This is a genomic window from Paracoccaceae bacterium Fryx2 (assembly GCA_032334235.1).
GTDB lineage: Bacteria > Pseudomonadota > Alphaproteobacteria > Rhodobacterales > Rhodobacteraceae > JAVSGI01.
The window spans coordinates 1,099,270-1,122,427 of sequence record JAVSGI010000005.1 but is presented as its reverse complement, the minus strand read 5'-3'; the positions used below and the strand labels follow the sequence as shown (position 1 = coordinate 1,122,427).

Annotated in this window: 15 protein-coding genes; 7 read left to right on the top strand and 8 right to left on the bottom strand. The window is 69.0% G+C overall.

Annotation, left to right across the window (positions count from 1 at the left end):
- Window positions 1-170 precede the first annotated feature (170 nt).
- The 5 genes from RNZ50_14525 (at window position 171) to RNZ50_14505 (ending at window position 8,779) form a co-directional block, all read left to right on the top strand.
- Window positions 171-1,391 carry a Coenzyme F420 hydrogenase/dehydrogenase, beta subunit C-terminal domain gene (locus RNZ50_14525; GenBank protein MDT8856213.1) on the top strand — a complete coding sequence of 407 codons (1,221 nt, stop codon included), beginning with the start codon at window positions 171-173 and terminating at the stop codon, window positions 1,389-1,391.
- A complete protein-coding gene (locus tag RNZ50_14520; protein MDT8856212.1) occupies window positions 1,388-2,926 on the top strand; it encodes an alpha/beta fold hydrolase in 1,539 nt (512 codons plus the stop codon). The genes RNZ50_14525 and RNZ50_14520 overlap by 4 nt, the downstream gene beginning before the upstream one ends.
- 155 nt (window positions 2,927-3,081) lie before the next feature.
- On the top strand, window positions 3,082-4,257 hold the full coding sequence (locus RNZ50_14515; protein MDT8856211.1) for an efflux RND transporter periplasmic adaptor subunit: 1,176 nt from the start codon (window positions 3,082-3,084) through the stop codon (window positions 4,255-4,257).
- 9 nt (window positions 4,258-4,266) lie between these two features.
- Window positions 4,267-7,464, top strand: a complete 3,198-nt coding sequence (locus tag RNZ50_14510; protein MDT8856210.1) for an efflux RND transporter permease subunit — start codon at window positions 4,267-4,269, stop codon at window positions 7,462-7,464.
- 64 nt (window positions 7,465-7,528) lie between these two features.
- The gene (locus RNZ50_14505) at window positions 7,529-8,779 is read left to right on the top strand and encodes an Hsp70 family protein (GenBank protein ID MDT8856209.1); all 1,251 of its coding nucleotides are present in this window, start codon (window positions 7,529-7,531) and stop codon (window positions 8,777-8,779) included.
- Window positions 8,780-8,803: 24 nt separating this feature from the next.
- On the opposite strand, the gene RNZ50_14500 is transcribed toward RNZ50_14505, so the two are convergent.
- The 8 genes from RNZ50_14500 to RNZ50_14465 form a co-directional block, all read right to left on the bottom strand.
- Complete coding sequence (locus tag RNZ50_14500; GenBank protein MDT8856208.1) at window positions 8,804-9,901, bottom strand: alkene reductase; 1,098 nt, start codon at window positions 9,899-9,901, stop codon at window positions 8,804-8,806.
- Between the two features lie 163 nt (window positions 9,902-10,064).
- The gene (locus RNZ50_14495) at window positions 10,065-10,733 is read right to left on the bottom strand and encodes a 4'-phosphopantetheinyl transferase superfamily protein (GenBank protein ID MDT8856207.1); all 669 of its coding nucleotides are present in this window, start codon (window positions 10,731-10,733) and stop codon (window positions 10,065-10,067) included.
- The gene (locus RNZ50_14490; protein MDT8856206.1) at window positions 10,714-11,808 is read right to left on the bottom strand and encodes a M24 family metallopeptidase; all 1,095 of its coding nucleotides are present in this window, start codon (window positions 11,806-11,808) and stop codon (window positions 10,714-10,716) included. The genes RNZ50_14495 and RNZ50_14490 overlap by 20 nt, the downstream gene beginning before the upstream one ends.
- Window positions 11,809-11,816: 8 nt before the next feature.
- A complete protein-coding gene (locus tag RNZ50_14485; protein MDT8856205.1) occupies window positions 11,817-12,656 on the bottom strand; it encodes an ATP-binding cassette domain-containing protein in 840 nt (279 codons plus the stop codon).
- Window positions 12,653-13,552: an ABC transporter ATP-binding protein gene (locus tag RNZ50_14480; protein MDT8856204.1), complete on the bottom strand. Its 900-nt coding sequence runs from the start codon at window positions 13,550-13,552 to the stop codon at window positions 12,653-12,655. The genes RNZ50_14485 and RNZ50_14480 overlap by 4 nt, the downstream gene beginning before the upstream one ends.
- Window position 13,553: 1 nt before the next feature.
- The gene (locus tag RNZ50_14475; GenBank protein MDT8856203.1) at window positions 13,554-14,450 is read right to left on the bottom strand and encodes an ABC transporter permease subunit; all 897 of its coding nucleotides are present in this window, start codon (window positions 14,448-14,450) and stop codon (window positions 13,554-13,556) included.
- 7 nt (window positions 14,451-14,457) lie between these two features.
- Window positions 14,458-15,465 (bottom strand): ABC transporter permease subunit, encoded by a 1,008-nt coding sequence (locus RNZ50_14470; GenBank protein MDT8856202.1) that lies wholly within the window; start codon window positions 15,463-15,465, stop codon window positions 14,458-14,460.
- Window positions 15,466-15,714: 249 nt separating this feature from the next.
- Window positions 15,715-17,316, bottom strand: coding sequence for an ABC transporter substrate-binding protein (locus tag RNZ50_14465; GenBank protein MDT8856201.1), 1,602 nt, complete (start codon window positions 17,314-17,316; stop codon window positions 15,715-15,717).
- 576 nt (window positions 17,317-17,892) lie between these two features.
- Between RNZ50_14465 and RNZ50_14460 the strand changes: the two genes are divergently transcribed.
- Window positions 17,893-22,266 carry a PAS domain S-box protein gene (locus RNZ50_14460; GenBank protein ID MDT8856200.1) on the top strand — a complete coding sequence of 1,458 codons (4,374 nt, stop codon included), beginning with the start codon at window positions 17,893-17,895 and terminating at the stop codon, window positions 22,264-22,266.
- A 199-nt stretch (window positions 22,267-22,465) separates the two neighbouring features.
- On the top strand, window positions 22,466-23,119 hold the full coding sequence (locus tag RNZ50_14455; GenBank protein MDT8856199.1) for a protein-L-isoaspartate O-methyltransferase: 654 nt from the start codon (window positions 22,466-22,468) through the stop codon (window positions 23,117-23,119).
- The last annotated feature ends 39 nt before the right edge of the window (window positions 23,120-23,158 follow it).

The window sequence follows — 23,158 nt, the reverse complement described above, 5'->3', positions numbered from 1 at the left end:
GCTGCGGGCCGGGGGGTCAGTTGACACCGGCCCGCAGGTGGCGCAGCCTTGCGCCGATCCCGCAAGCGGTGGCGGGCCTGCAAGGGTGACTGACCGACGTGACCTATTCCACAGCCCGACCCGTGCCTTCGGGGCCCGCGCTGCCTTCGGGGCACGCGCTGCCTGCCGGACTGGAGGCCCCGGCGACGGGGCCTGCCGCGTTCCGCGACCTCTGCACCGATTGCGGCATCTCGCGGTCGTCCGACCCGGGGCGCTGCGGCCGGGCGTGCCAGTTCATCAAGCCCGACTATCCGGCGCTGGAGGCGCAGGTGCATGGCCGCGCCCGCGACCCCGCCCGCACCGACGAGCTGTTCTTCGGCCCGTTCCGGCGGATGGTCCGCGCCGCGATGGTCGATCCGCTGCCCGGCGCGCAATGGACCGGCATAACCACCCGCATCGCGCAGCGCCTGCTGGAAACCGGGGCGGTGGACGCTGTGCTGACCATGGCCGCCGACCCCGCCGACCGCTGGCGCCCGCTGCCGGTTCTGGTGACGAAGGCCGAGGACATGGCCGCCTGCCGCGGGATGCGGATGGGCTATGCGCCGCTGCTGGCGCTTCTGGAACCGGCGCGGGCGCGGGGCTACAGGCGGCTGGCGATCATCGGGATTCCCTGTCAGGTCTATGCCCTGCGCGCGCTGGAGGCGGAACTGGGGTTCGAGCGGCTTTATGTCGTCGGCACGCCCTGTTCCGACAACACCACGACCGAAAACTTCCACGATTTCCTGGCCTTGCTGGCCGATGACCCGGATACGATCACCTATCTGGAGTTTCGCGCCGACTACCGGGTGGAGCTGCGTTTCACCGATGGCCGGGTGAAGACGGTGCCGTTCCTGCAACTGCCGATCTCGAAGCTGCCGCCCGATTTCTTTCCGCTGACCTGCCGGACCTGCGTCGATTACACCAACGTGCTGGCCGACATAACGGTGGGCTACATGGGCGGGCAGGACGAGCAGTGGCTTCTGGTGCGCAATGACCGTGGGGAGCAGTTGCTGGCCCTGCTGGGCGCCGAGGTGCGGCTTTCCGAACCGGGCAGCAAGGGCAAGCGGCAGGGCGCGGTGAAGGGCTTTGCCGAGAATGTGGCGCGGGCGGCGGGCGGGTTGCCGCTGCGCGCGATGCCCGACTGGCTGCGCCCGTTGATGGGCTGGCTGATGCCGCGCGTCGGTCCGCGCGGGCTGGAGTTTGCGCGCACGCGGGTCGAGATGAAGGCGGTGGAAACCGTGCTGCACCTGCGCCGCCAGATGCCGCGCCGGATGCGCAACATGGTGCCCGCGCATGTCTGGGCGCTGGTGGCGCCCTATGGGCTGGCGCCTGCCGAGGACGAGTTGCCGCGCGCGAAAACGGGCGCGGAATGAACCGCCGCGCCGGGTTCGGGCTGGTCAATGCGGCGATGCTGCTCGTCGCGGTGGTGGCGATTGCGCTGGCGCTGGTGAACCTGCGTGCGTCGGGGCAGGGGGTCGGGGTTGCCGATATCCGCATCGGGCACATTCCGGCGCGGGTGTTCACGCCTGCCGGGGGGGATCAGGGCCCGGTGGTGGTGATCGCGCATGGCTTTGCCGGGTCGCAGCAACTGATGCAGTCGTTTGCGCTGGCCTTCGCGCGCAATGGCTACACCGCCGTGACCTTCGATTTCGCCGGGCATGGGCGAAACCCGGTGCCGCTGGGCGGCTCGATCACCGAGGTCGATGGCGCGACGCTGACGCTGATGGCCGAGGTGGCGCAGGTGGCGGACCATGCGCGGACTTTGGGCGACGGGCGGCTGGCGGTGCTGGGGCATTCGATGGCCTCGGACATCGTGGTGCGCGCGGCCGAGGCCGATGCGGGGATCGCCGCGACCATCGCGGTGTCGATGTTCTCGCCCGAGGTGACGGCGGAAAGCCCGCGCAACCTGCTGGTGATCGTGGGCGACTGGGAGGGCACGCTGAAGCGCGAGGCGCTGCGGGCGGTGGGGCTGGCGAGGGCAGACCCGGAACCCGGCGTCACCTATGGCGACCCGGCGGCGGGAACCGGGCGGCGGGTGGTGTTCAGCCCGCATGTCGAACATGCGAGCGTGCTGTTCAGCCAGACCAGCCTGCGCGAGGCGGTGGCGTGGCTGGATGCAGTGTTCGGCGTGCAGCGCGCCGGTGGGCCGGTGACCGAGGGCCGCGGGCCATGGATCATGCTGCTGATCGCGGGGGCCCTGCTGCTCGCGCGCCCGCTGGAGCGGTTGCTGCCGGTGGTGGTGCGGCCGCGGGCGGGGGCGGGGCTGGTGTGGCGGCGGCTGGCGCTGCCGGTGCTGCTGCCGATGGTGGCCACGCCGCTGCTGCTGCGGGTGCTGCCCACGCATTTCCTGCCGGTGCTGGTGGGCGATTATCTGGCGGCGCATTTCGCGGTTTACGGGCTGCTGACGGCGGCCTGTCTGATCTGGGTGCGGCGGGGGCAGGTGCGGCCCGCGGTGACGCAGCCGCTGTCGCTGCCCGCGCTGGCGCTGGGGGCGCTGGGGGTGACGGCGTATTTCCTCGCGGCACTGGTCTGGCCGATCAACACCTACGTCACCTCTTTCGTGCCGGGCGAAGGGCGCCTTGTGCTGCTGGCGGTGATGCTGGTGGGCACCGCGCTTTATTTCCTTGCCGATGAATGGCTGACGCGGGGGGTGGGCGAGGGGCGCTTTGCCTATCCGGCGTCGAAACTGGCGTTCCTCGGGTCGCTTGGCCTTGCGGTGGCGCTGGATTTCGAACGGCTGTTCTTCCTGATCATCATCGTGCCGGTGATCGTGCTGTTCTTCATCATCCACGGGCTGATCAGCCGCTGGGCCTACCGCGCGACCGGGCATCCCTTCGTGGCGGGCATCGCCAATGCGGTGGCTTTTGCCTGGGCCATCGGGGTGACCTTTCCGCTGCTGGCGGGGTAGGCTGGCGGCGGGCGGTCACGACATGGTGGCTTCCCTTCGAGGCCGGGCCTGCTATTTTCCGGGTTCGGGCTGTGTTTGCGGTATCCGGGAAGTCAGGATGACGGGTGCGGCGGGGCCTGCGGGCGAAGCGGCCGGGCCGGATTTGGGAGACCTGAATGGCGTTGTGGAAACAAGCCCTGCTGAGCCTTGCGGTCCTCGGTGTGGCACTGGTGCTTTGGGTCGGTTTCGTGCCGGCCGCCTTGCCGGTGCTGGCGCGGATCGGCGTGCTGGAGCCGCTGGTGCGGCTCGGCATCGCCGTGCCTGCGCCCGAGGCGGCCGGCCAGGGCGCGGCGGCGGGCGCAGGTGCCCGCGGGCCGGGCGGTCCGGGTGGCGCGGCGGTGGCGGTGGTGGCCGCGCCCCCCGCGCCGCAGGTGATGAACGACATCATTTCCGCCATCGGGTCGGCGCGGGCGGTGCGGTCGGTCACGCTGCTGCCCGAGGTTTCGGGGCAGATCGTGGCGCTGGCGGTGACCTCGGGCGACTATGTCGAGGCCGGGGCGCTGGTGGCGGAACTGAACAGCGATGCGGCGCGGATCGCGCTGGACCGGGCAGAGCTGATGCTGGCCGATGCGCGGGCCACCTCGGCCCGGCAGGCGCAGTTGCAGGCCCGGGGGGCGACGACCGAGCTTGCGCTGCGCGATGCCGAACTGGCGCTGAAAACCGCCGAACTGGCGCTGCGGCAGGCGGAATTCGATCTGGCGCAGCACCGCATCACCGCGCCGGTGTCGGGCTGGGTCGGGATTCTGGCGGTCGAGGCCGGCGACCAGATCGGCCCCTCGGTCGAGATCACCCGGATCGAGGACCGATCCAGCCTGATCGTCGATTTCCGGGTGCCGGAACGGGTGGTCAGCCTGCTGAAGCTGGGTGACCCGGTCAGCGCCGAACCGCTGGCGCAGCCGGGCGTGCGCCTTGAGGGCGCGATTTCGGCGCTCGACAACCGGGTGGACGAGACCAGCCGCAGCCTGCGGGTGCAGGCGGCGCTGGGCAATGCCGACGACAGCCTGCGATCCGGCATGGCCTTTGCCATCACGCTGGAATTTGCGGGCGAAAGCCTGCCCGCCGTCGATCCGCTGTCGATCCAGTGGGGGGCCGAGGGCGCCTTTGTCTGGTTGGTGCGCGAGGGCAAGGCGGCGCGGCTGCCGGTTCGCATCGTGCAGCGCAATTCCGATGCGGTGCTGATCCGGGCCGACCTGCTGCCCGGCGATCTGGTGGTGGTCGAAGGGGTGCAGGCCCTGCGCCCCGGCGTCGATGTGACGGTGGCCGGCGCCCCCGACCCCGCCCCCAAGACCTGAGGAGCCGCCATGTCCAGCCCCGATACTGGCCCCGAGTCCGGCCCCGAGTCCAGCCACGAAGCGCCGATTGACGAAGCCGCCCTTGCCGGATCGGGCACCGCGCTGTTCGTGCGCCGCCCGATCCTCGCCTTCGTGCTGAACGCCATGATCGTGCTGGCGGGGCTGGCGGCGCTTTCCGGCGCCGAAGTGCGCGAGCTGCCCGATGTCGATCGCCCCGTGGTCACCGTCAGCACCAGTTTTTCGGGTGCCGCGCCCGAAACCATCGACCGCGAGATCACGGCGGTGATCGAGGGGGCGGCAGGGCGGGTGGCGGGGGTCAAGGAGATTTCGTCCTCGTCGCGCTTCGGCAGCAGCCGGGTGACGGTGGAGTTCAGCGACAGCGTCGATCTGGACGTGGCCGCGACCGACATGCGCGACGCCATCGCGCGGATTGCCAACAGCCTGCCGGATGATGCCGACACCCCGCGCATCGTCAAGGCCGACGCCAATGCCGAAGCCGTGCTGCGCATTGCCATGACCTCGGCCACCCGTTCGTCGCAGGAACTGACGCTGCTGGTCGAGGATCTGGTCGAGGACCGGCTGCTGTCGGCCCCCGGCGTGGCCGACATCCAGATATTCGGTGACCGCGAGCAGGTGTTCCGCGTCGACATCGACCAGATGCAGCTTGCCAGCCGCGGCCTGACGCTGGCCGACCTGCGCAACAGCCTGCGCAACGTGGCCTTCGACGCCCCGGCCGGGGCGCTGAGTTCCGACCGCCAGAGCATTCTGGTCCGCACCACCGCCGCCGTCACCACCGCCGCGCAGTTCGAGGCGCTGGAGGTGGCGGCCAGCGTGCGGCTGGGCGACGTGGCGCAGGTGACGCTGGGGCCGGAACCGGGGGCGTCGATCCTGCGGGCCAACGGGCAGACCGGCATCGGGCTGGGCATCATCCGGCAGGCGCAGAGCAACACGCTGGACATCTCGGCCGCGGTCACGAAGATCGTGGCCGAGGTGCAGGCGATCCTGCCGCCCGACGTGCGGATCTTCATCACCAGCGACACCGCGACCTTCATCAACGGCGCAATTCACGAGGTGGAGATCGCGCTGGTGTTTTCGGTGCTGATCGTGACGGCGGTGATGTATCTGTTCCTGCGCGACGTGCGGGCGACGCTGATTCCGGCCATTGCCATGCCGGTGGCGCTGGTCGGCACGCTGGCCGCGATCTGGCTGGTGGGGTTCTCGATCAACATCCTGACGCTGCTGGCGCTGGTGCTGGCGACCGGGATGGTGGTCGATGATGCCATCGTGGTGCTGGAAAACATCGTGCGGCGGCGGTCGGAAGGCATGGGCGCGCGGGCGGCGGCGGTGCTGGGCACGCAGCAGGTGTTCTTTGCGGTGATCGCCACCACCACGACGCTGGCGGCGGTGTTCATTCCGCTGTCGTTCCTGCCGGGGCAGACGGGCGGGCTGTTCCGCGAGTTCGGCTTCACGCTGGCGATGGCGGTGCTCTTGTCGTCGATCACCGCGCTGACGCTGTGCCCGGTGCTGGCCAGCCGCCTGCTGCGCCCGGTGGATGTGGCGGCTCCGGCGCGCGGGCCGGTCACCTGGGTCGGCAACCGGCTGGCCCGGCTTTACGCGCGCACCCTGCACGCCGCGCTGGAGGCGCCGATGGTGGTGGTGGCGCTGGCGGTGCTGTTCGCGCTGACGGCGGGGATGCTGTTCACCACGCTGCGGCAGGAACTGACCCCGTCCGAGGACCGCGCGCTGGCGATGCTGAGCGTGCAGGCGCCGCAGGGCGTGGCGCTCGACTATACCGACGCCAAGATGCGCGAGATCGAGGCGCTGCTGGAACCGCTGCGCGCCTCGGGCGAGATTGCCAATGTCTTTGCCATCGCAGGGCAGGGCGGGTCGGACAATCGCGGCTTCATGGTGCTGAGCCTTGCCGACTGGGCCGACCGCAGCCGCAGCCAGCAGGAGATCGTGGCCGAGATCAACGAAAAGCTGCGCGGCGTGATCGGCATCCGGGCCTTTGCCATCCAGTCCAACTCGCTGGGCATCCGCGGTGCGGGGCAGGGGCTGAGCCTTGCGGTGGTGGGCGACGATTACGACGGGCTGGCCGAAAGCGCGCGGACGCTGGTGGCCGAGATGGAGAAGAACCCGGCCTTCGGTCAGGTGCGGCTGGGCTATGACACGACGCAGCCGCAGCTTTTCATCGAGGTGGACCGGGCGCGGGCCTCGGATCTTGGTGTGAACATCGACGGGCTGGGCGAGGCGTTGCAGGCGGTGCTGGACGGGCGCACCGTCGGCACGGTGTTCCTGGACGACAGCAGCTATGACATCAAGATGGTTTCGACCAGCGACCCGGTGAACGACCCCGGCGATCTGGAGCGGATCTTCGTGCAGGCCGGTGCCGGATCGGCCGCCGGGCCGCAGATGGTGCCGATTTCCACCTTCGTCACCCTGACAGAACGTGCGGTGGCCCCTGAACTGGGGCGCGAGGCGCAGATGCGCTCGGTTCCGGTCACCGCGGGTCTGACACCCGATCTGGCGCTGGGCGATGCACTGGTGCAGGTGCAGGCGCTGGCGGCCGACATCCTGCCGCCCGGCAGCCGCATCGTGCCGATGGCCGAGGCGGCGACGCTGGGGGAAACCTCGTCGGGCCTGCTGCTGACCTTCGGCTTTGCGATTCTGGTGGTGTTTCTGGTGCTGGCGGCGCAGTTCGAAAGCTTCGTGTCGGCGGTGATCGTGATGGCGACGGTGCCGCTGGGGCTGGCCTGCGCCGTGTTCGCGATGGTGATGACCGGGGGCAGCCTGAACGTCTATTCGCAGATCGGGCTGGTGCTGCTGGTGGGCATCATGGCCAAGAACGGGATTCTGATCGTCGAATTCGCCAACCAGTTGCGTGATGGCGGCGCGACGGTGCGGCAGGCGATCGAAAGCGCCTCGGTCATCCGGCTGCGGCCGGTGATGATGACGATGGTCGCAACCGTGCTGGGCGGGCTGCCGCTGGTGCTGGCCTTCGGTGCGGGGGCCGAGGCGCGGGCGGTGCTGGGCTGGATCATCGTCGGCGGTCTGGGGCTGGCGACGGTGGCTACGCTTTACCTGACGCCGGTGGCCTATCTGCTGCTGGCGGAGCTGTCGAAGCCCAAGGCCGAGGAGGCGGCGCTGCTGCACCGCGAACTGGGCGAGGCGGCGCGGGTGATGCGCGCGCAGACCCCCGCCGAATAGCGGCTTTACACCGCCGCCGCTTGCGCCTATCCGGGTCGGCCCTGCCTGCAACCCCGGAGCCCCGATGCAACCCTACTGCGGGATAGATTTCGGCACGTCGAATTCGACGCTGGCGCTGGCCGACGCGGCCGGCGCGCGGCTGGTGGCGCTGGAGGGCGATCACGTCACCCTGCCAAGCGCGGTGTTCTGGGAGGCCGATGGCGGCGCGCCGCAATTCGGGCGGGAGGCGATCCGGGCTTACGCCGAGGGCGACGACGGGCGGCTGATGCGCGGGCTGAAAAGCGCGCTGGGGTCTGCGCTGATCCACGAGAAAACCCGCGTCGGCAACCGCGCGCTGGCCTTCACCGAGATTCTGGGGCGGTTCTTCGGGCATCTGAAGGCGCGGCTCGACTCCGCGGCGGCGGGCGTCGATCAGGTGGTGCTGGGCCGCCCGGTGCATTTCGTCGAGGACGATGCGGCAGGCGACCGGGCGGCGCAGGATGTGCTGGAAGGCATCGCCCGGGCGCAGGGTTTCCGCACCGTGGCGTTTCAATACGAACCGATCGCGGCGGCGCTGCATTACGAACAGGGGGTGGCCGCCGAGGAACTGGTGCTGATTGTCGATATCGGCGGCGGCACGTCGGATTTTTCCATCGTGCGCGTCTCGCCCGACCGGGCACGGCGCGCTGACCGGACGGCCGACATTCTGGCCAATGACGGCATCCGGGTCGGCGGCACCGATTTCGACCGGCTGCTGAGCCTTGCCCGCGTCATGCCGCAACTGGGGTTCGGCACGCGGACGGCGGACGGCAAGGGGCTGATGCCGAAGCACTACTGGCTCGACCTTGCCACCTGGCACCGCATCAACGCGCTTTACACCCAGCGCAGCCTGTCGGACCTGAAGGCGTTGCGCCAGATTGCCGAAAAGCCGGTGGCGCTGGACCGGATGATCCGGGTGGTGGAAAAGCGTGCGGGTCATGCGCTGGCGATGGCGGTGGAGGCCGCGAAGATTGCGCTTTCGGATGCGGGCGAGGCGCGGATTGCGGTGGCGGACCTGACCGGCGGGGCGGACCTGCGCGCGACCCGTCAGGGTTTCGAGGCGGCGGTGGCCGTGCCGGTGGAGCGTATCGCAGCGACCCTGCGCGCCGTGCTGGCGCAGGCCGGGGTGCGGGCCGACCAGATCGGGACGGTGTTCATGACCGGCGGCTCCAGCAGCCTGCCGGTGCTGCATGGCGCGGTGGCGGCGGTGCTGCCGGGGGTGGCGGTTGCCACCGGCGACCTTCTGGGCAGCGTGGGCACCGGGCTTGCGCTCGATGCCCGCGCGAAGTTCGGGTAGGGTTTCGCGGCTTCGGTTCAGGCGTTACGCAGCCGTCGTTTCCATCGCGGGATAGTCGGTGTAGCCCTTGGCCCCGCCGCCATACATCGTCGTGGTGTCGAGCGCGTTCAGCGGCACATCGGCCTTCAGGCGCTCGGCCAGATCGGGGTTGGCGATGTAGGGCTTGCCGAATGCCACCATGTCGGCGCGGCCCTCGGCCACGGCGGCAAGCGCCATTTCACGGGTATAGCCGTTGTTGGCGATATAGACCCCGCTGAACCGGGCCCGCAGCGCGCCGATGTCATGCCCCGGCGCCAGATCGCGGCTGCCGCCGGTCTGGCCCTCGACCATGTGCAGGTAGGCCAGCCCCGCCGCGTTCACCAGATCGACGGCATGGCTGAACAGCGCCATCGGGTCGCTGTCGGAAACCCCGTTAGCCCCCGAGAACGGGCTGAGGCGGATGCCGACATGGCCCGCATCCCAGGCGGCGACGCTGGCGGCGATGACCTCGGCCAGCAGGCGGGCGCGGTTCTCGATGCTGCCGCCATAGGCGTCGGTGCGGGTGTTGGACCCGGCGTGCAGGAACTGGTCGATCAGGTAGCCGTTGGCGGCGTGGATCTCGACGCCGTCGAAACCGGCCTCGCGGGCGTTGCGCGTGGCCTGGGCATAATCGGCCACGATGCGGGCGATTTCAGCGGTTTCCAGCGCGCGGGGCAGCGAGGTCGCAAGGAACTGGGTGCCGTCGAAGGTCTTGGTCGCCGCGGCGATGGCCGAAGGCGCCACGGGTGCGCGGCCTTCGGGTTGCAGGCTGGTGTGCGACACCCGGCCGACATGCCAGAGCTGGATCACGATCTTGCCGCCCTTGGCGTGGACCGCGTCGGTCACCTTCTTCCAGCCCGCGATCTGCGCGGGGGAGTATATGCCCGGGGTCCAGGCATAGCCCTTGGCCTCGGGCGAGATCTGGGCGGCCTCGGTGATGATCAGCCCGGCACCGGCGCGCTGGCTGTAGTATTCGACATGCAGATCGGTCGGCGTGTCATCTTCCGGGTTGGCGCGGTTGCGGGTCAGCGGCGCCATGGCGACGCGGTTGGCAAGGTGCATCGCACCGACGGTGATCGGGGTGAACAGCGGCTGGGTTGACATGGGCAGTCCTTCGGTTTGAATCATTCGGGCGGTCTGCGGGGCAGACCGAGCGCTTGGATTTGACTTAAACCGTTTCGTCCAGATTGTAAGGCGCGGCACAGCTTCTGTGCATTGATGCACGGGGCTTCGGGGCGTTCTGTCCGGTCTCGGTCGGTTGGGACGGTCACGCGGGGGCGGCCAGCAGGCAAAGGCACGACGTGGCGCCTTGGTGGATGCGCAGGCCAAGGTCGGGCGCAAGGCCGAGGGCGGCGCGCAGGTCTTCGTCCAGCGCCAGCCGCAGGTCGTGCGGGCCGAAGGCGGTCAGGCGGGCGGCGTGGAACGGGATCACCCGGAGAAGCCGGGGGTGGATGGCCTTGTAGAGCGCCTCTTTGGCGGAAAAGACGGTGGTGACGAAGGCGGCGAAGGGCAGGCCGGGCGGGCAGTGGGCGGCGTCGCCGGGCGAGAGGATGTCGGGGGCGACCTCTTGCGCCACGTCGGGGGGCATCAGGGGTTCGAGGTCGATGCCGAGCAGGCTGTGGGTGCGGGTCGTGGCGGCCACGGCGATGGCGTGACCGGCGCTGTGGCTGATGCTGCCAAGAAACCCCGGCGGCCAGCGCGGGCTGCGGTCGGGGTTGACGGGCACGTCATCGGGCGTCGAGCAGCCGAGGTCGCGGAGCGCGAGCGCGGCGCAAAGGCGGCCTGCGAGGAACTCGGCGCGGCGCAGCGGCACGGCGGCGAGCACGCTGGGGGGCAGGGTAATGCCGGGTGCGGCGAGGGCATCGGCGGCCGTGAAGCGCCTTTGGTGGCAGGCGATGCCGGGCAGGCCGAAAGGGTCAGCCTTGGGCGAAGGCATCGCGCGGCAGGTCCGACAGGATCTCGGCGTGATCGGCCCGCAGGATCACGATTTCCTCAAGCCGCAGGCCGAAGCGGCCGGTCAGGTAGATGCCGGGCTCGATGGAAAACACCATGCCCTCCTCCAGCACGGTGTCGGCGGTGGCGGTGATGTAGGGGGCCTCGTGGATGTCGATGCCAAGGCCGTGGCCGGTGCGGTGCAGGAAACGGTCGCCATAGCCCGCCGCCGTGATCACATCGCGCGCGGCGGCATCGACGGTGCGGGCCGCCACGCCGGGGCGGGCGGCGGCGACGGCGGCAGCGACGGCCCGGTTGACGATGGCGTGAACCTCGGCAAAGCCTTCGGGGGCCGGGCCGAAATGGCCAACGCGGGTCATGTCGCTGGGATAGCCCTGCTTGCGCCCGCCGATGTCGATCAGCACGGCCATGCCGGGGGCCAGCCGCGTGTCGCCGGTCGCGTGATGCGGGAAGGCGCCGTTGCCGCCGAAACAGACGCTGAGAAACTCGGCCCGCGCGCCGTGGGCGGTGTAGACGGCGGCGATGGCGGCGGCCACCTCGGACTCGGTGATGCCGTCGCGCAGGGCGGCAAAACCGGCGCGCATCGCGGAGTCGTTCAGCACGGCGTTCATCTTAAGCAGATCATATTCGGCGGCATCCTTGCGGCTGCGGAGCCAGCCCACCGTGTCGCCCAGAAAGCCCCGCCGGGCGACGGGCAAAGCATCGAGCAGCAGCAGCGCGAAATCGGCGCGCATGGTTTCATCGAGCGCGACGGTGCAGGGTGTGCCTGCGGGCAGGGCGGCGGCCAGCAGGTCGGCCAGCGCCTGCACGGGGCCGACGTCATCGGTCCAGCAGAAGAACGGCAGGTCGGTGGCCGGGCGCTGGCTGTCGGCGTTCAGGGCAGGCATCAGGAAGCCCGCAAACCCCTGCGTCACGATCTGCATCACCGGGCGCTCGTCGCCATGCGGGGCAAGGCCCGAAAGCCAGACCATGTTCGAGGTCGGCCCCACCGCCACCAGATCGGTGCCGGTGTCGCGCATCCGGGCGCGCAGGCGGGTCAGGCGGTCGTGAAAGATCATGGCGGTCCTCAGCGGGCGGCGTTCGCGGCGCGGCGGCGTTCGACCCGGGCGCGGATGCTGGCGACATCCGATTGCGGCGTGGCGGCGAACAGGGTGCGGGTATAGGCGTGCTGCGGGTCGGTGAACACGGCGTCACGCGTGCCCGCCTCGACCACCTCGCCCATATACATCACCATCACCTCGTCGGCGATGTAGCGCACCACCGACAGGTCGTGGCTGATGAAGACATAGGTCAGGTCGAACTCGTCCTGAAGATCGGCCAGCAGGTTGAGCACCTGCGCCTGCACCGACAGGTCAAGCGCCGAAACGGGTTCATCCAGCACCAGCAGTTTCGGGTTGACCATCAGCGCGCGGGCGATGGCCAGCCGTTGGCGCTGGCCGCCGGAAAACATGTGCGGGTAGCGGTTGAAATGTTCGGGCAGCAGGTTGACCTTGGCCAGCATCTGCATCGACAGATCGCGCCGTTCGGCAGGCGTGTGGTCGGTGTTCAGCATCAGCTGTTCCATCAGCATGTCACCGACCTTCTGGCGCGGGTTCAGCGAGCCGTAGGGGTTCTGGAACACGATCTGCACCTTGCGCCGCACCTCGCGCGGCAGCGAGCCCTTGCCGATCGCGATGGCCTGCCCGTCGAGCAGCAACTCGCCGCTGGTGGCCGGGTCGATCAGGGTGATGATGCGGGCGAGGGTGGACTTGCCGCAGCCGCTTTCACCGACGATGGCAAGCGTCTTGCCGCGCGCGACCGAGAAGCTGACGCCCTTCAGCGCGCGCACCGTCTTTGCCCGGCCGAACAGGCCGCCGCCGCTTGCATAGTCGCGGGTGATGTTGCGGCCTTCCAGAACCGGGGTCATCGGGCGGCCCCGGCCTGCGCGGCCCCGGCCTTCTTATCCCCCGCCTTCGTATCCCCGGCCTGCGCATCAAGGTCGCGCATGAAATCGGCCACGGTGGGCAGGCGGTCGCCCTTGGCATTCTCGGGCAGGGCCGAGAGCAGGGCGCGGGTGTAGGGGTTCTGCGGCGACTCGAACAGGTCGAGCACGGCGGCTTCTTCCATCTTGCGGCCCTTGTATTGCACCACCACCCGGTCGGCGGTTTCAGCCACTACGCCCATGTCGTGCGTGATCATGATCAGCGCCATGCCGAAGCGTTCCTGCAGGTTCATCAGCAGGTCGAGGATCTGCTTCTGGATCGTCACGTCAAGCGCGGTGGTCGGCTCGTCGGCGATCAGCAGCTTGGGGTTGCAGGCGATGGCGATGGCGATCATCACGCGCTGGCACTGGCCGCCCGACATCTGGTGCGGGAAGGAGGCAAGCCGCGACTCGGGGTCGGGGATGCCGACCGCCTTGAACAGTTCGACCGCGCGCGCCCGGCGTTCGGCGCGGCCCATGTTCATGTGGATGCGCAGCACTTCCTCAAGCTGGAAGCCGACGGTGAAGCAGGGGTTCAGGCTGGCCATCGGTTCCTGGAAGATCATCGAGATTTCGCGGCCGATGATGCTGCGTTTCTCGGCCGCGGGCATGGTCAGCAGGTCGCGGCCGTCGAAGGTCATCGCATCGGCGGTGACGGTGGCGGTGGCGGGCAGCAGGCCCATGGTCGCCAGCATCGCCACCGACTTGCCCGAGCCGCTTTCGCCCACGATCGCCAGCACCTCGCGCGACGAGACGTTCAGGTCGATGCCGTCCACCGCGCGGAACGGGCCGCCAGAGGTGTCGAAGGTGACGCAGAGGTTGCGGATTTCCAGAAGGGCCATGTCAGCTCCGCTTCAGCTTGGGGTCGAGCGCGTCGCGCAACCCGTCGCCCACCAGGTTGATCGCCAGCACGGTGATCAGGATGGCAAGGCCGGGGAAGGTGACGACCCACCAGGCGCGCAGGATGAACTCGCGCGCCTCGGCCAGCATGGTGCCCCATTCCGGCGTGGGGGGCTGCGCGCCCATCCCGAGGAAACCCAGGGCTGCCGCGTCGAGGATCGCGCTGGAGAACGACAGGGTGCCCTGCACGATCAACGGGGCAAGGCAGTTGGGCAGGATGGTGCGGAACATCAGCCGCAACCGGCCCGCCCCCGCCACCCGCGCCGCCATGACATATTCGCGGCCAAGCTCGCCCATCACCGAGGCGCGCGTCAGCCGGGCGAAATGCGGCTGCAACACCAGCGCGATGGCGATCATCGCGTTGGTCAGGCCGGGGCCGAGGATGGCCACCAGCACCAGCGCCAGCAGAAGCGACGGGAAGGCGAGGATCACGTCCATCACCCGCATGATGACGGTATCGACCCAGCCGCCGAAGAACCCGGCCACCAGCCCGATCACGATGCCGCCGGTCAGGGCGATGGTGACCACCACCAGCCCGATGAACAGCGAGAAGCGCGCGCCGTAGATCAGCCGGGACAGCATGTCCCGCCCGATGGCATCGGTGCCAAGCAGGTATTCCACCCGCCCGCCTTCGGCCCAGAACGGCGGCAGCAGCAGCGCGTCGCGGGCCTGCAGCGTCGGGTTGTGCGGTGCGATCAGCGGGGCGGCCAGCGCCACCAGCACCAAGAGGCCGAACACCCACAGGCCGATCACCGCGCCGCGGTTCTCGCTGAAATAGTGCCAGAACTCCGACAGGGCGGAGGGCGGCTTCGGGGCGGTGATTTCGGTTGTGTCGGTCATCGCGCCCTCACTTGTGCCGGATGCGGGGGTTGATCACCCCGTAAAGCAGATCGACCGTCAGGTTCACCAGCATCACGATGGCCGCGATCAGCAGAAGGCCGCCCTGCACCGCCGGATAATCGCGCCGCGAGATCGAGTCGACCATCGCCTTGCCGATGCCGGGCCAGGAAAAGACCGTCTCGGTCAGGATCGCCCCGGCCATCAGCACGCCCACTTGCAGGCCGATGGTGGTGATCACCGGGATCAGCGCGTTGCGCAGCGCGTGGACGGTGACGACGCGGAACGGGCTGAGGCCCTTGGCGCGGGCGGTGCGGACGTAGTCTTCGCTCAGCACCTCAAGCATGGCCGAACGCGACTGGCGCGCGATCACCGCCATGGGAATCGTGGCAAGCACGATCGTGGGCAGGATCAGGTGTGAAAGCGCCGAACGGAAGGCACCCGACTGGCCCGAAAGCAGGCTGTCGATCAGCATGAAGCCGGTCACGTCGGGGAAATAATACATCAGCGAGATGCGCCCCGAGACCGGGGTCCAGCCGAGGATGCCGGAAAACAGGATGATCAGCAGCAGCCCCCACCAGAAGATCGGCATCGAATAGCCGACAAGGGCGGTGCCCATGCTGATCTGGTCGAACCACGAGCCGCGCTTGATCGCGGCCAGGATGCCCAGCGGAATGCCGACGCAGGTGGCGAGGATGATGGCGCAGAGGCCAAGCTCCATCGTGGCGGGAAACAGCGCCATGAATTCGCCCAGCACCGGCTTCTTGGTCACCAGCGAGGTGCCGAAGTCGCCCTGGAACAGGTTGCCGAGGTAGATCAGGTATTGCTGCCAGATCGGCTTGTCGAAGCCGAGCTGCGCCAGCAGGATTTCGTAGCGTTCCGCGGTAAGGCCGCGCTCGCCCGCCATCAGCAGCACCGGGTCGCCGGGCAGCACCCGCACGAACCCGAAGGCGACGATGGTGATCCCGAGGAAGGTCGGGATCAGGTAGGCCAGTTTGCCCAGGATGAACTTCAGCATCCGCCGGTCCCCAAAAGCAGACGCGCCGGAACCCCCGGCGCGTCGGTGTTGCGGTGGTGATCCTGTTGCAGGGTCACGCCGCTGTTGCAATCGTGATCCTTTGACAGGATCACGACGTTTCCCGATCGTGATCCTTCAACAGGATCACGACGCTTCCCGATCGTGATCCTTCAACAGGATCACGACGTTTCCCGATCGTGATCCTTCAACAGGATCACGACGCTTCCTGATCGTGATCCTTTGACAGGATCACTCTGCGATGTCCACCGTGTCGAACTGGTGGCTGCCCAGCGGGCTCATGACATAGCCCGTGACCTTTTTCGACATCGGCATGAACACGGTCGAATGGCCCAGCGTCGCCCAGGGTGCCTTGTCCTTGAACACGACCTGCGCCTCTTCATAGAGCTTGGTGCGTTCGGCGGTGTCGGCGGTGACCTTGGCCTTCTGGATCAGCGCGTCGAAGTCCGCATCGCACCATTGCGCCCGGTTCGCCCCGCCATCGGTCGCGGCAGAACAGCCCAGCAGCACGCCCATGAAGTTGTCCGGGTCGCCATTGTCGCCGGTCCAGCCCAGGATCACCGCGCCGTCACGGTTCTTTTCCGACGACTTGGCAAGATATTCGCCCCATTCGTAAGTCACGATTTCCACCGTGACGCCGATCTTGGAGAAGTCTTCCTGGATCAGCTCGGCGGTGCGGCGGGCGTTGGGCATGTAGGGGCGCTGCACCGGCATCGCCCAGACCTTCATGCTGAGGCCCGACACGCCGGCCGCATCGAGCATCGCCTTGGCGGCATCGGGATCATAGGCGTCGTCGGTCACGGCGTCGTTGTAGCTCCACATCGTCGGCGGGATCGGGTTCTTGGCCAGCTGGCCCGAGCCCTGATACACGGCGTCGATGATCGCCTGCTTGTTGATCGCCATGTTCAGTGCCTTGCGCACATCGGCGTTGTCGAACGGCGCGACCGTGGTGTTGTAGGCAAGGTAGGCCACGTTCAGACCCGCCTGTTCCATCACGGTCAGGTTCTCGTCTGCCTTCAGCCCGTCGATGTCGGCGGGCGACGGATAGGGCATCACATGGCATTCGCCGGCCTTCAGCTTCTGCACGCGCACCGCCGGGTCGGTGGTGATGGCAAACACCAGATCGTCGATCGCGGGCTTGCCGGCCCAGTAGTCGGCGTTGGCCTTGTAGCGGATCACCGCGTCCTTCTGGTAGGCAACGAACTGGAACGGGCCGGTGCCGACCGGGATCTGGTTCAGATCGGCCTTGCGGTCGGCCGCCAGCAGCGTCTCGGCATATTCGGCCGAAAGGATCGAGGCGAAATCCATCCCGAGGTTGGCGATGAACGGCGCTTCGGGGCGGGTCAGCTTGAACTTGACGGTGTAGTCGTCAACCTTCTCGATGTCGGCGATGACGGTCGCCATCTCCATCCCGGAATAGTATTCGTAGGTGATGCCCGGGATATACTGGTTCCACGGATCGTCGGTCTTGCCCTGACGGTTGAACGAGAAGATCACGTCATCGGCGTTGAAGTCACGGGTGGGCGTGAAGCCTTCGACCGTGTGGAACTTGACGCCCTGACGCAGCTTGAAGGTGTATTCCAGCCCGTCTTCCGAGACTTCCCAGCTTTCGGCCAGGCCCGGAACGGCGGTGGTGGTGCCCTTCTCGAACTCGACCAGGCGGTTGTAGACCGGGCGCGACGAGGCGTCGAAGGTGGTGCCGGCCGTATAGGGTGCGGGGTCGAACCCTTCGGGCGACCCTTCCGAGCAATAGACCAGCGTCTTGGCCGAGGCCGCGCCGGATGCCAGAACCAGCGCCATCGCCGTGGCGGCGTAGAACTTCGCGTTGAACATGAAACATACTCCCTGAGAGCTTTTTGTGCGGCTTGCCGCACCTCGCGGCATAGAAGGGAACATCGCGGTCAAGCGCAAGAAGATTATGTGACAGCGGCGCCGGGCGGCCGGGCGGCAGGCAGTGGCCGGTGCCGGGGCGGAGTAGGGTTGAAAGTGCTGTAAAAATCTCTTGTTTACAATCATCAAGGCGGCGAAGTTTGCGCGGCGGCGGCTTTGGGCCGCGGCTGCGGCCGACGGGCCGGGCGGGTGCGGCAGGCGGCGGGGGCGTTTCGTGCATCTGCCTGCCCGGCCTGGCGGAATGCCGGGTTTTCGGGCGATTTTCGGCACTCTCGCGGCGCATGGCGGCATTGCGCGGCCCAGCCTTGGCGCCGGATCCGGCCCGGCCCGGATGCGACATTTTTTTCCGCGGACCCGCTGCCCTGACGCTGCGGCGGGCCGGAATCGTCCCGCCGGGCTGCGGTTGCCAGGTGCGGCGCGAATTGCATTGCATCTTCGCGGTGCAACCCTTGGTAATGCCGGGGAAGTTCGATATATTCCCCGAAAGGGGTGGTGGGGCCGGAAAAAGGAAACTGACGGGTGAGCGTCGAGCGGATCGTGATCGAGCTGTTGAACGACGTGCTGCGCTGCGCGGCCGCCGATGCCGATGCCATGATCGGACGCGCCCTGTCGCGGCTGGGGCAGGCCTGCGGGTTCGAGCGCACCTACCTGTTCGTGCTGCGCCCGGACGGGCGGCTTGACAACACGCACGAATGGGTCGCCCCCGGAATAGCGCCGATGCGCGACCGCCTGCAGGGGATTTCCCGCGACATCATCGCGCCGTGGCTGCCCGACTTCGAGGCCGACCGCGCGGTGTTCGTGCCCAGCGTCGCGGACCTGCCGCCCGACCATCCCGCACGGGGCGAACTGGATTTCCAGGGGGGGCAGTCGCTGCTGCTGGTGCCGCTGCTGGAAGGCGGGCGGTTTGCCGGCTTCATCGGCTATGACACGGTGCGGACCCTGCGTGTCCCGCTGCACGAGGAGGCGTTTCTGCTGCGCTCCGTCGCCAACGGCATCGCGGCCATGATGCAGCGCCACGCCGCCGATGCCGCCGCCGGGGCCGCCCGCCTGGCGCTGGAGGATCAGCGCAACCGGATGCGCGCCACGCTGTCGGCGATACCCGACCTGATTCTGGAAAGCGACACCGACGGGCGCTTCGTCGCCTGGCACACCAGCCGCCCCGAGGCGCTGGCGACGCGGCCGGAGGTGTTCATGGGGCTGACGATGGAGCAGGTTCTGCCGCCCGACGTTGCTGCGGTCGGACGGCAGGCGATGGCGGATGTCGATCGCGGCGCCCCGGCGCAGGGCTACCGCTATGCCATGACCCTGCCCGACGGGGAAAGGTGGTACGAGCTTTCGGCCGCCCGCCGCGCCCCCACCGACGGGCGGGGGGCGCACGGCTATGTCTTTGCGGTGCGCGACATCACCGAGCGCGCCGAGGCCGACGCGCTGCTGCGCTACCGCGAGACGCTGCTGGGCGGGCTGTTCGACCTGTCGCCGATCGGCATCATGCTGAACGATCTGGCGACCGGGACGTTTCTGGACGTGAACGCGGCCTTTCTGGCGGCGGGCGGGCATGACCGAGACGAGATTCTGGGCCAGACCTACACCCAGCTGATCCCGCCGGAAATCCGGCCGCTGGTCGCGCTGGCGCTGGAGGAACTGGCGGCTACCGGACGCTATGGCCCGATGGAGAAGGAATACCTGCGCCGCGACGGCAGCCGCTATCCGGTTGTGGTGCGCGGGTTTCTGGTCAAGGACCCGACCGGGCGCAGCCTGATCTGGAGCTTTGTCGAGGACGTGACGCAGACCCGCCACCAGATCGCGACGATCGAGGCGCAGCGGCAGGAGGCGCTGGATGCCCGCACCCATCTGGTGACGGCGATGGACGCGCTGCCCGACGGTTTCGTGCTGTTCGATGCCGAAGACCGGCTGGTGCTGTGCAATGACCGCTACCGCCAGATCTACCCCAGGATGGCGGGCATCCTGGTGCCCGGCACCACGTTCGAGACCATCCTGCGCCATGGTATCGGGCAGGGCCACTATGCCGCCGCCTTTGGCCGCGAGGCGGAGTTCCTGGCCGAGACGCTGGCCGTCCGCAGCCAGCCGGAATGGTCGGGGCTGCTTGAACTGGCGGACGGGCGGCTGATCTGGGTGATCGAGCGGTCCACCCCGAGCGGTGGCCGCGTCGGGCTGCGGGTCGACATGACCGCGCGGCGCGACAACGAACGCCGGCTGGCCAACGTGATCGAGGGGGCGCAGGTCGGCACCTGGGAATGGGATCTGACCACCGACGAGAACAGCGTCAACGACCGCTGGGCGACGATGCTGGGCTATGAGCCGGCCGACCTCGTGCCGACCTCCATCGAGACCTGGCACGCGCTGGTGCATCCCGACGACCGGCCGGTGGTCGCGGCGACGCTGGCGCAGGTGTTCTCGCGCGAGATCGAGCAGTTCGAATACCTGCTGCGGATGCGCCATGCCGACGGGCACTGGGTCTGGATCCAGTCGCGCGGGCGGGTGCTGCGCTGGGGGCCGGGCGGCGCGCCGCTGCTGATGGCGGGGGTGCATATCGACGTGTCGGCGCTGAAGGCCGCCGAGCAGCGGGTGGCGCAGATCATCGACGGGGCGCAGGTCGCAACCTGGACGCTGGATGCCGAAACCGGGGTCAACACCATCGACGACCGCTGGGCCGCGATGCTGGGCCGGCCGCGGGCATCGCTGGAACCGATGACCGTGCAGACCTGGCGCCGCCTGCTGCATCCCGATGACCTGTCGGTGATGGAAGCCACCGAGGCCGCCAATTTCGCCGCCGGGCGCGACCGGTTCGAGTATGAGCTGCGGCTGCGCCACGCCCATGGCCACTGGGTCTGGATCCTGTCGCGCGGCAGCGTCACCGCGCGCGATTCCGCAGGCGCGCCGCGCGTGCTTTCCGGGGTGCATATCGACATCACTGCCCGCAAGGACCTTGAATTCGCGCTGCAGCGCGAGCGCGACACGCTGGCGCGGCTGATGGAAACCTCGGCCTCGGGGATCATCGCGATGGACGCGCAGGGCCGGATGGTGTTTGCCAACAAGGAGGCCGAGGCCGTGCTGGGCCGCAGCCAGCGCGAGATCGAGGGGCGGCCCTACGACGACCCGCTGTGGGATGCGTCGGATCTGGCGGGGCGGCCGCTGGCGGGGCGCGACCTGCCCTTCGCCCGCGCCATGGCCGAGCGCACCACCCTGCGCGACCTGCGCTTCAGCATCGCCTGGCCCGACGGGACGCGCCGCATCCTGTCGGTCAACGCGGCACCGCTGTCGGCGCCCGGCATGTCGGCGTCGGTGGTCTGCTCGGTGACCGACATCACCGACCGGCTGGCCGCCGAGGCGACGTTGCAGGCCGCGCTGGAGCGGGCCGAGGAAGGAAACCGCGCCAAGTCGGAATTCCTGGCGACCATGAGCCACGAGATCCGCACCCCGCTGAACGGCGTGCTGGGCATGGCCGAAGTGCTGGGCCATACGGAACTGGCGCCCGGCCAGCGCGAGATGCTGGACACCATCCGGCAATCGGGAGAGCTCTTGCTGGTGATCATCAACGACATCCTCGATCTGGCGAAGATCGAAGCCGGGCGGATGCAGATCGAGAACCGCCCCTTCATCCCGGCCGCGCTGGCCGCGCGGGTCGAAAGCCTGCACGCCCCGGCGGCGCGGGCGCGGGGCATCGGACTGGTGGTGATGTCGGACAGCGGGGCCGGGCTGCACCGGCGCGGCGATGCCAACCGGCTGTTGCAGATCCTGCACAATCTGGTCGGCAACGCGATCAAGTTCACCCCCAGCGGCGAGGTGCGGCTGCTGCTGTCGGCCCGGCACGATGGGCCCCTCGTGCTGGAGATCAGCGATACCGGCATCGGCATGGACGAGGCCCAGCTTGGCCGGGTGTTCGACGAGTTCACGCAGGCCGACGGCTCGATCACCCGGCGCTTCGGCGGCACCGGGCTTGGCCTGCCGATCGTGCGGCGGCTGGTGCGGCTGATGGGGGGCGAGATCACGCTGGACAGCACGCCGGGGCGGGGCACGCGGGTCCGCGTCCACCTGCCGCTGCCGCTGGACGACCGGCCGGGCGACGCCGCGCCCGAGGCGCCCGACGCCGCAAGAACCGACGCCGCAAGAACCGACGCCGCAAGAGCCGACGCTGTTCGACCAGCCGTGCGGCCCGATGCCGTGCGGCCCGATGCCGTGCGGCCCGACGCCGTGCGGTCCGGGGGCGAACCCGCATTGGCGGCAGACAAGCGCCGTGCCAGGGGGGCAGATGCCCGGCCTGCCGTGCCCCCCGAGGCTCCGCCTGCCGTGCGCGCTGAGGCTCCGTCGGCCGTGCCCTCCGATGCCCCGCCGACCGCTCGCGCCGAGGCTCCGCCGACCGCAGGCCCCGAGGCCCCCCCGCGCCCCGACGCCCCGCGCCCCGACATCCCGCCTGTGGCGGCCATGGTGCCGAAGGCCGCGCCGCGCCCCTTGCCTTCGGTCGGTGCGCTGCCCGACGTGTCGCATCTGCGCGCGCTGGTGGCCGAGGACAATGCCACCAACCGCTTCATCCTGAAGTCGATGCTGGCCGCTTTGGGTGTGGCGCACACCATGGTTTGCGACGGCGAGGAGGCGGTGCGGGCCTGGCTGCCGGGGCTGTTCGACGTCTTGCTGTTCGACATCTCCATGCCCGGGCGCGATGGCGTGTCTGCCTACGCCGACATCCGCGAGAAGGCGGCGCTGGCCGGGGCGGGCGTGCCACCGGCGCTGGCCGTCACCGCCAATGCCATGACCCAGCATGTCGCGGAATACCATGCCGCGGGCTTTGCCGCCTGCGTCGCCAAGCCGGTGCGGATGGATGATCTGGCCCACGCCATGGCCGCCGCCTGCGCCCCAGCGCCGGCCGACCGCTGACGCGGTGCCGCGGCAATCCGCTGCGCGGACAGGCGCTTGGCCGCCTTCGGCACCGCCGAACGGGGCCCCTGGCGTATCAATCATGCATCTGTCGCCGCAATTTTTGCGCCTTGGCGCGCCGCATGACCGGCCCGTGTTGCCCGGCGCCCGGTTCTGTGGCAAGACCTAGTGAACCCGAACTAGACCGATGAGTTCAGACATGACCGACTTCGACTTACGCCGCACGATGATGGTCGATACCCAGGTCCGCCCGTCGGATGTGACCAAGTTTCCGATCATCGCCGCGATGCTGGCCGTCCCGCGCGAGGTCTATGTGCCGCCCCAGAAGCGCGAGGCGGCCTACATGGGCGAAAACCTGGTGATCGGGGCAGGGCGGGTGCTGGTGGAACCGCGCACCCTGGCCAAGATGCTGGACACGCTCGACATCCAACCGGTGGAAACCGTGCTCGACCTGGGTTGCGGGCTTGGCTATTCCACTGCGGTGATCGCCCGGCTGGCCGAAGCGGTGATCGCGGTCGAGGAGGACGCGGGGCTGGCCGACGAGGCGCAGCGCACCCTGTCGGCCGAGGGGGTGGACAATGCCGCCGTGCTGCAGGGTGCCCTGGCGCACGGCGCGCCGAAACAGGCGCCTTACGATGTGATCACGGTGCAGGGCGGGGTCGAGATCGTGCCCGATGCACTGCTGGCGCAACTGCGGGAAGGCGGCCGCATCGGCTGTCTGTTCATGATGGGCGCGCTGGGCGAGGTGCGGATCGGCTACAAGATCGACGGGTCCGTGACCTGGCGGTTTGCCTTCAATGCGACGGCCCCGGTCCTGCCGGGATTCGCCGCACCGAGAAAATTCACCCTGTGACCCCGGCAGACCATACAGCCGGGCGGAAGAAGGAACGGA

What these genes read in the sequence shown, in the direction of transcription:
- RNZ50_14465 (MDT8856201.1), bottom strand. Translation starts at nt 17,316, where the DNA reads ATGTTCAACGCGAAGTTCTACGCCGCCACGGCGATGGCGCTGGTTCTG.
- RNZ50_14505 (MDT8856209.1), top strand. Translation starts at nt 7,529, where the DNA reads ATGCAACCCTACTGCGGGATAGATTTCGGCACGTCGAATTCGACGCTG.
- RNZ50_14490 (MDT8856206.1), bottom strand. Translation starts at nt 11,808, where the DNA reads ATGATCTTTCACGACCGCCTGACCCGCCTGCGCGCCCGGATGCGCGAC.
- RNZ50_14485 (MDT8856205.1), bottom strand. Translation starts at nt 12,656, where the DNA reads ATGACCCCGGTTCTGGAAGGCCGCAACATCACCCGCGACTATGCAAGC.
- RNZ50_14480 (MDT8856204.1), bottom strand. Translation starts at nt 13,552, where the DNA reads ATGGCCCTTCTGGAAATCCGCAACCTCTGCGTCACCTTCGACACCTCT.
- RNZ50_14475 (MDT8856203.1), bottom strand. Translation starts at nt 14,450, where the DNA reads ATGACCGACACAACCGAAATCACCGCCCCGAAGCCGCCCTCCGCCCTG.
- RNZ50_14510 (MDT8856210.1), top strand. Translation starts at nt 4,267, where the DNA reads ATGTCCAGCCCCGATACTGGCCCCGAGTCCGGCCCCGAGTCCAGCCAC.
- RNZ50_14520 (MDT8856212.1), top strand. Translation starts at nt 1,388, where the DNA reads ATGAACCGCCGCGCCGGGTTCGGGCTGGTCAATGCGGCGATGCTGCTC.
- RNZ50_14500 (MDT8856208.1), bottom strand. Translation starts at nt 9,901, where the DNA reads ATGTCAACCCAGCCGCTGTTCACCCCGATCACCGTCGGTGCGATGCAC.
- RNZ50_14455 (MDT8856199.1), top strand. Translation starts at nt 22,466, where the DNA reads ATGACCGACTTCGACTTACGCCGCACGATGATGGTCGATACCCAGGTC.
- RNZ50_14495 (MDT8856207.1), bottom strand. Translation starts at nt 10,733, where the DNA reads ATGCCTTCGCCCAAGGCTGACCCTTTCGGCCTGCCCGGCATCGCCTGC.
- RNZ50_14515 (MDT8856211.1), top strand. Translation starts at nt 3,082, where the DNA reads ATGGCGTTGTGGAAACAAGCCCTGCTGAGCCTTGCGGTCCTCGGTGTG.
- RNZ50_14470 (MDT8856202.1), bottom strand. Translation starts at nt 15,465, where the DNA reads ATGCTGAAGTTCATCCTGGGCAAACTGGCCTACCTGATCCCGACCTTC.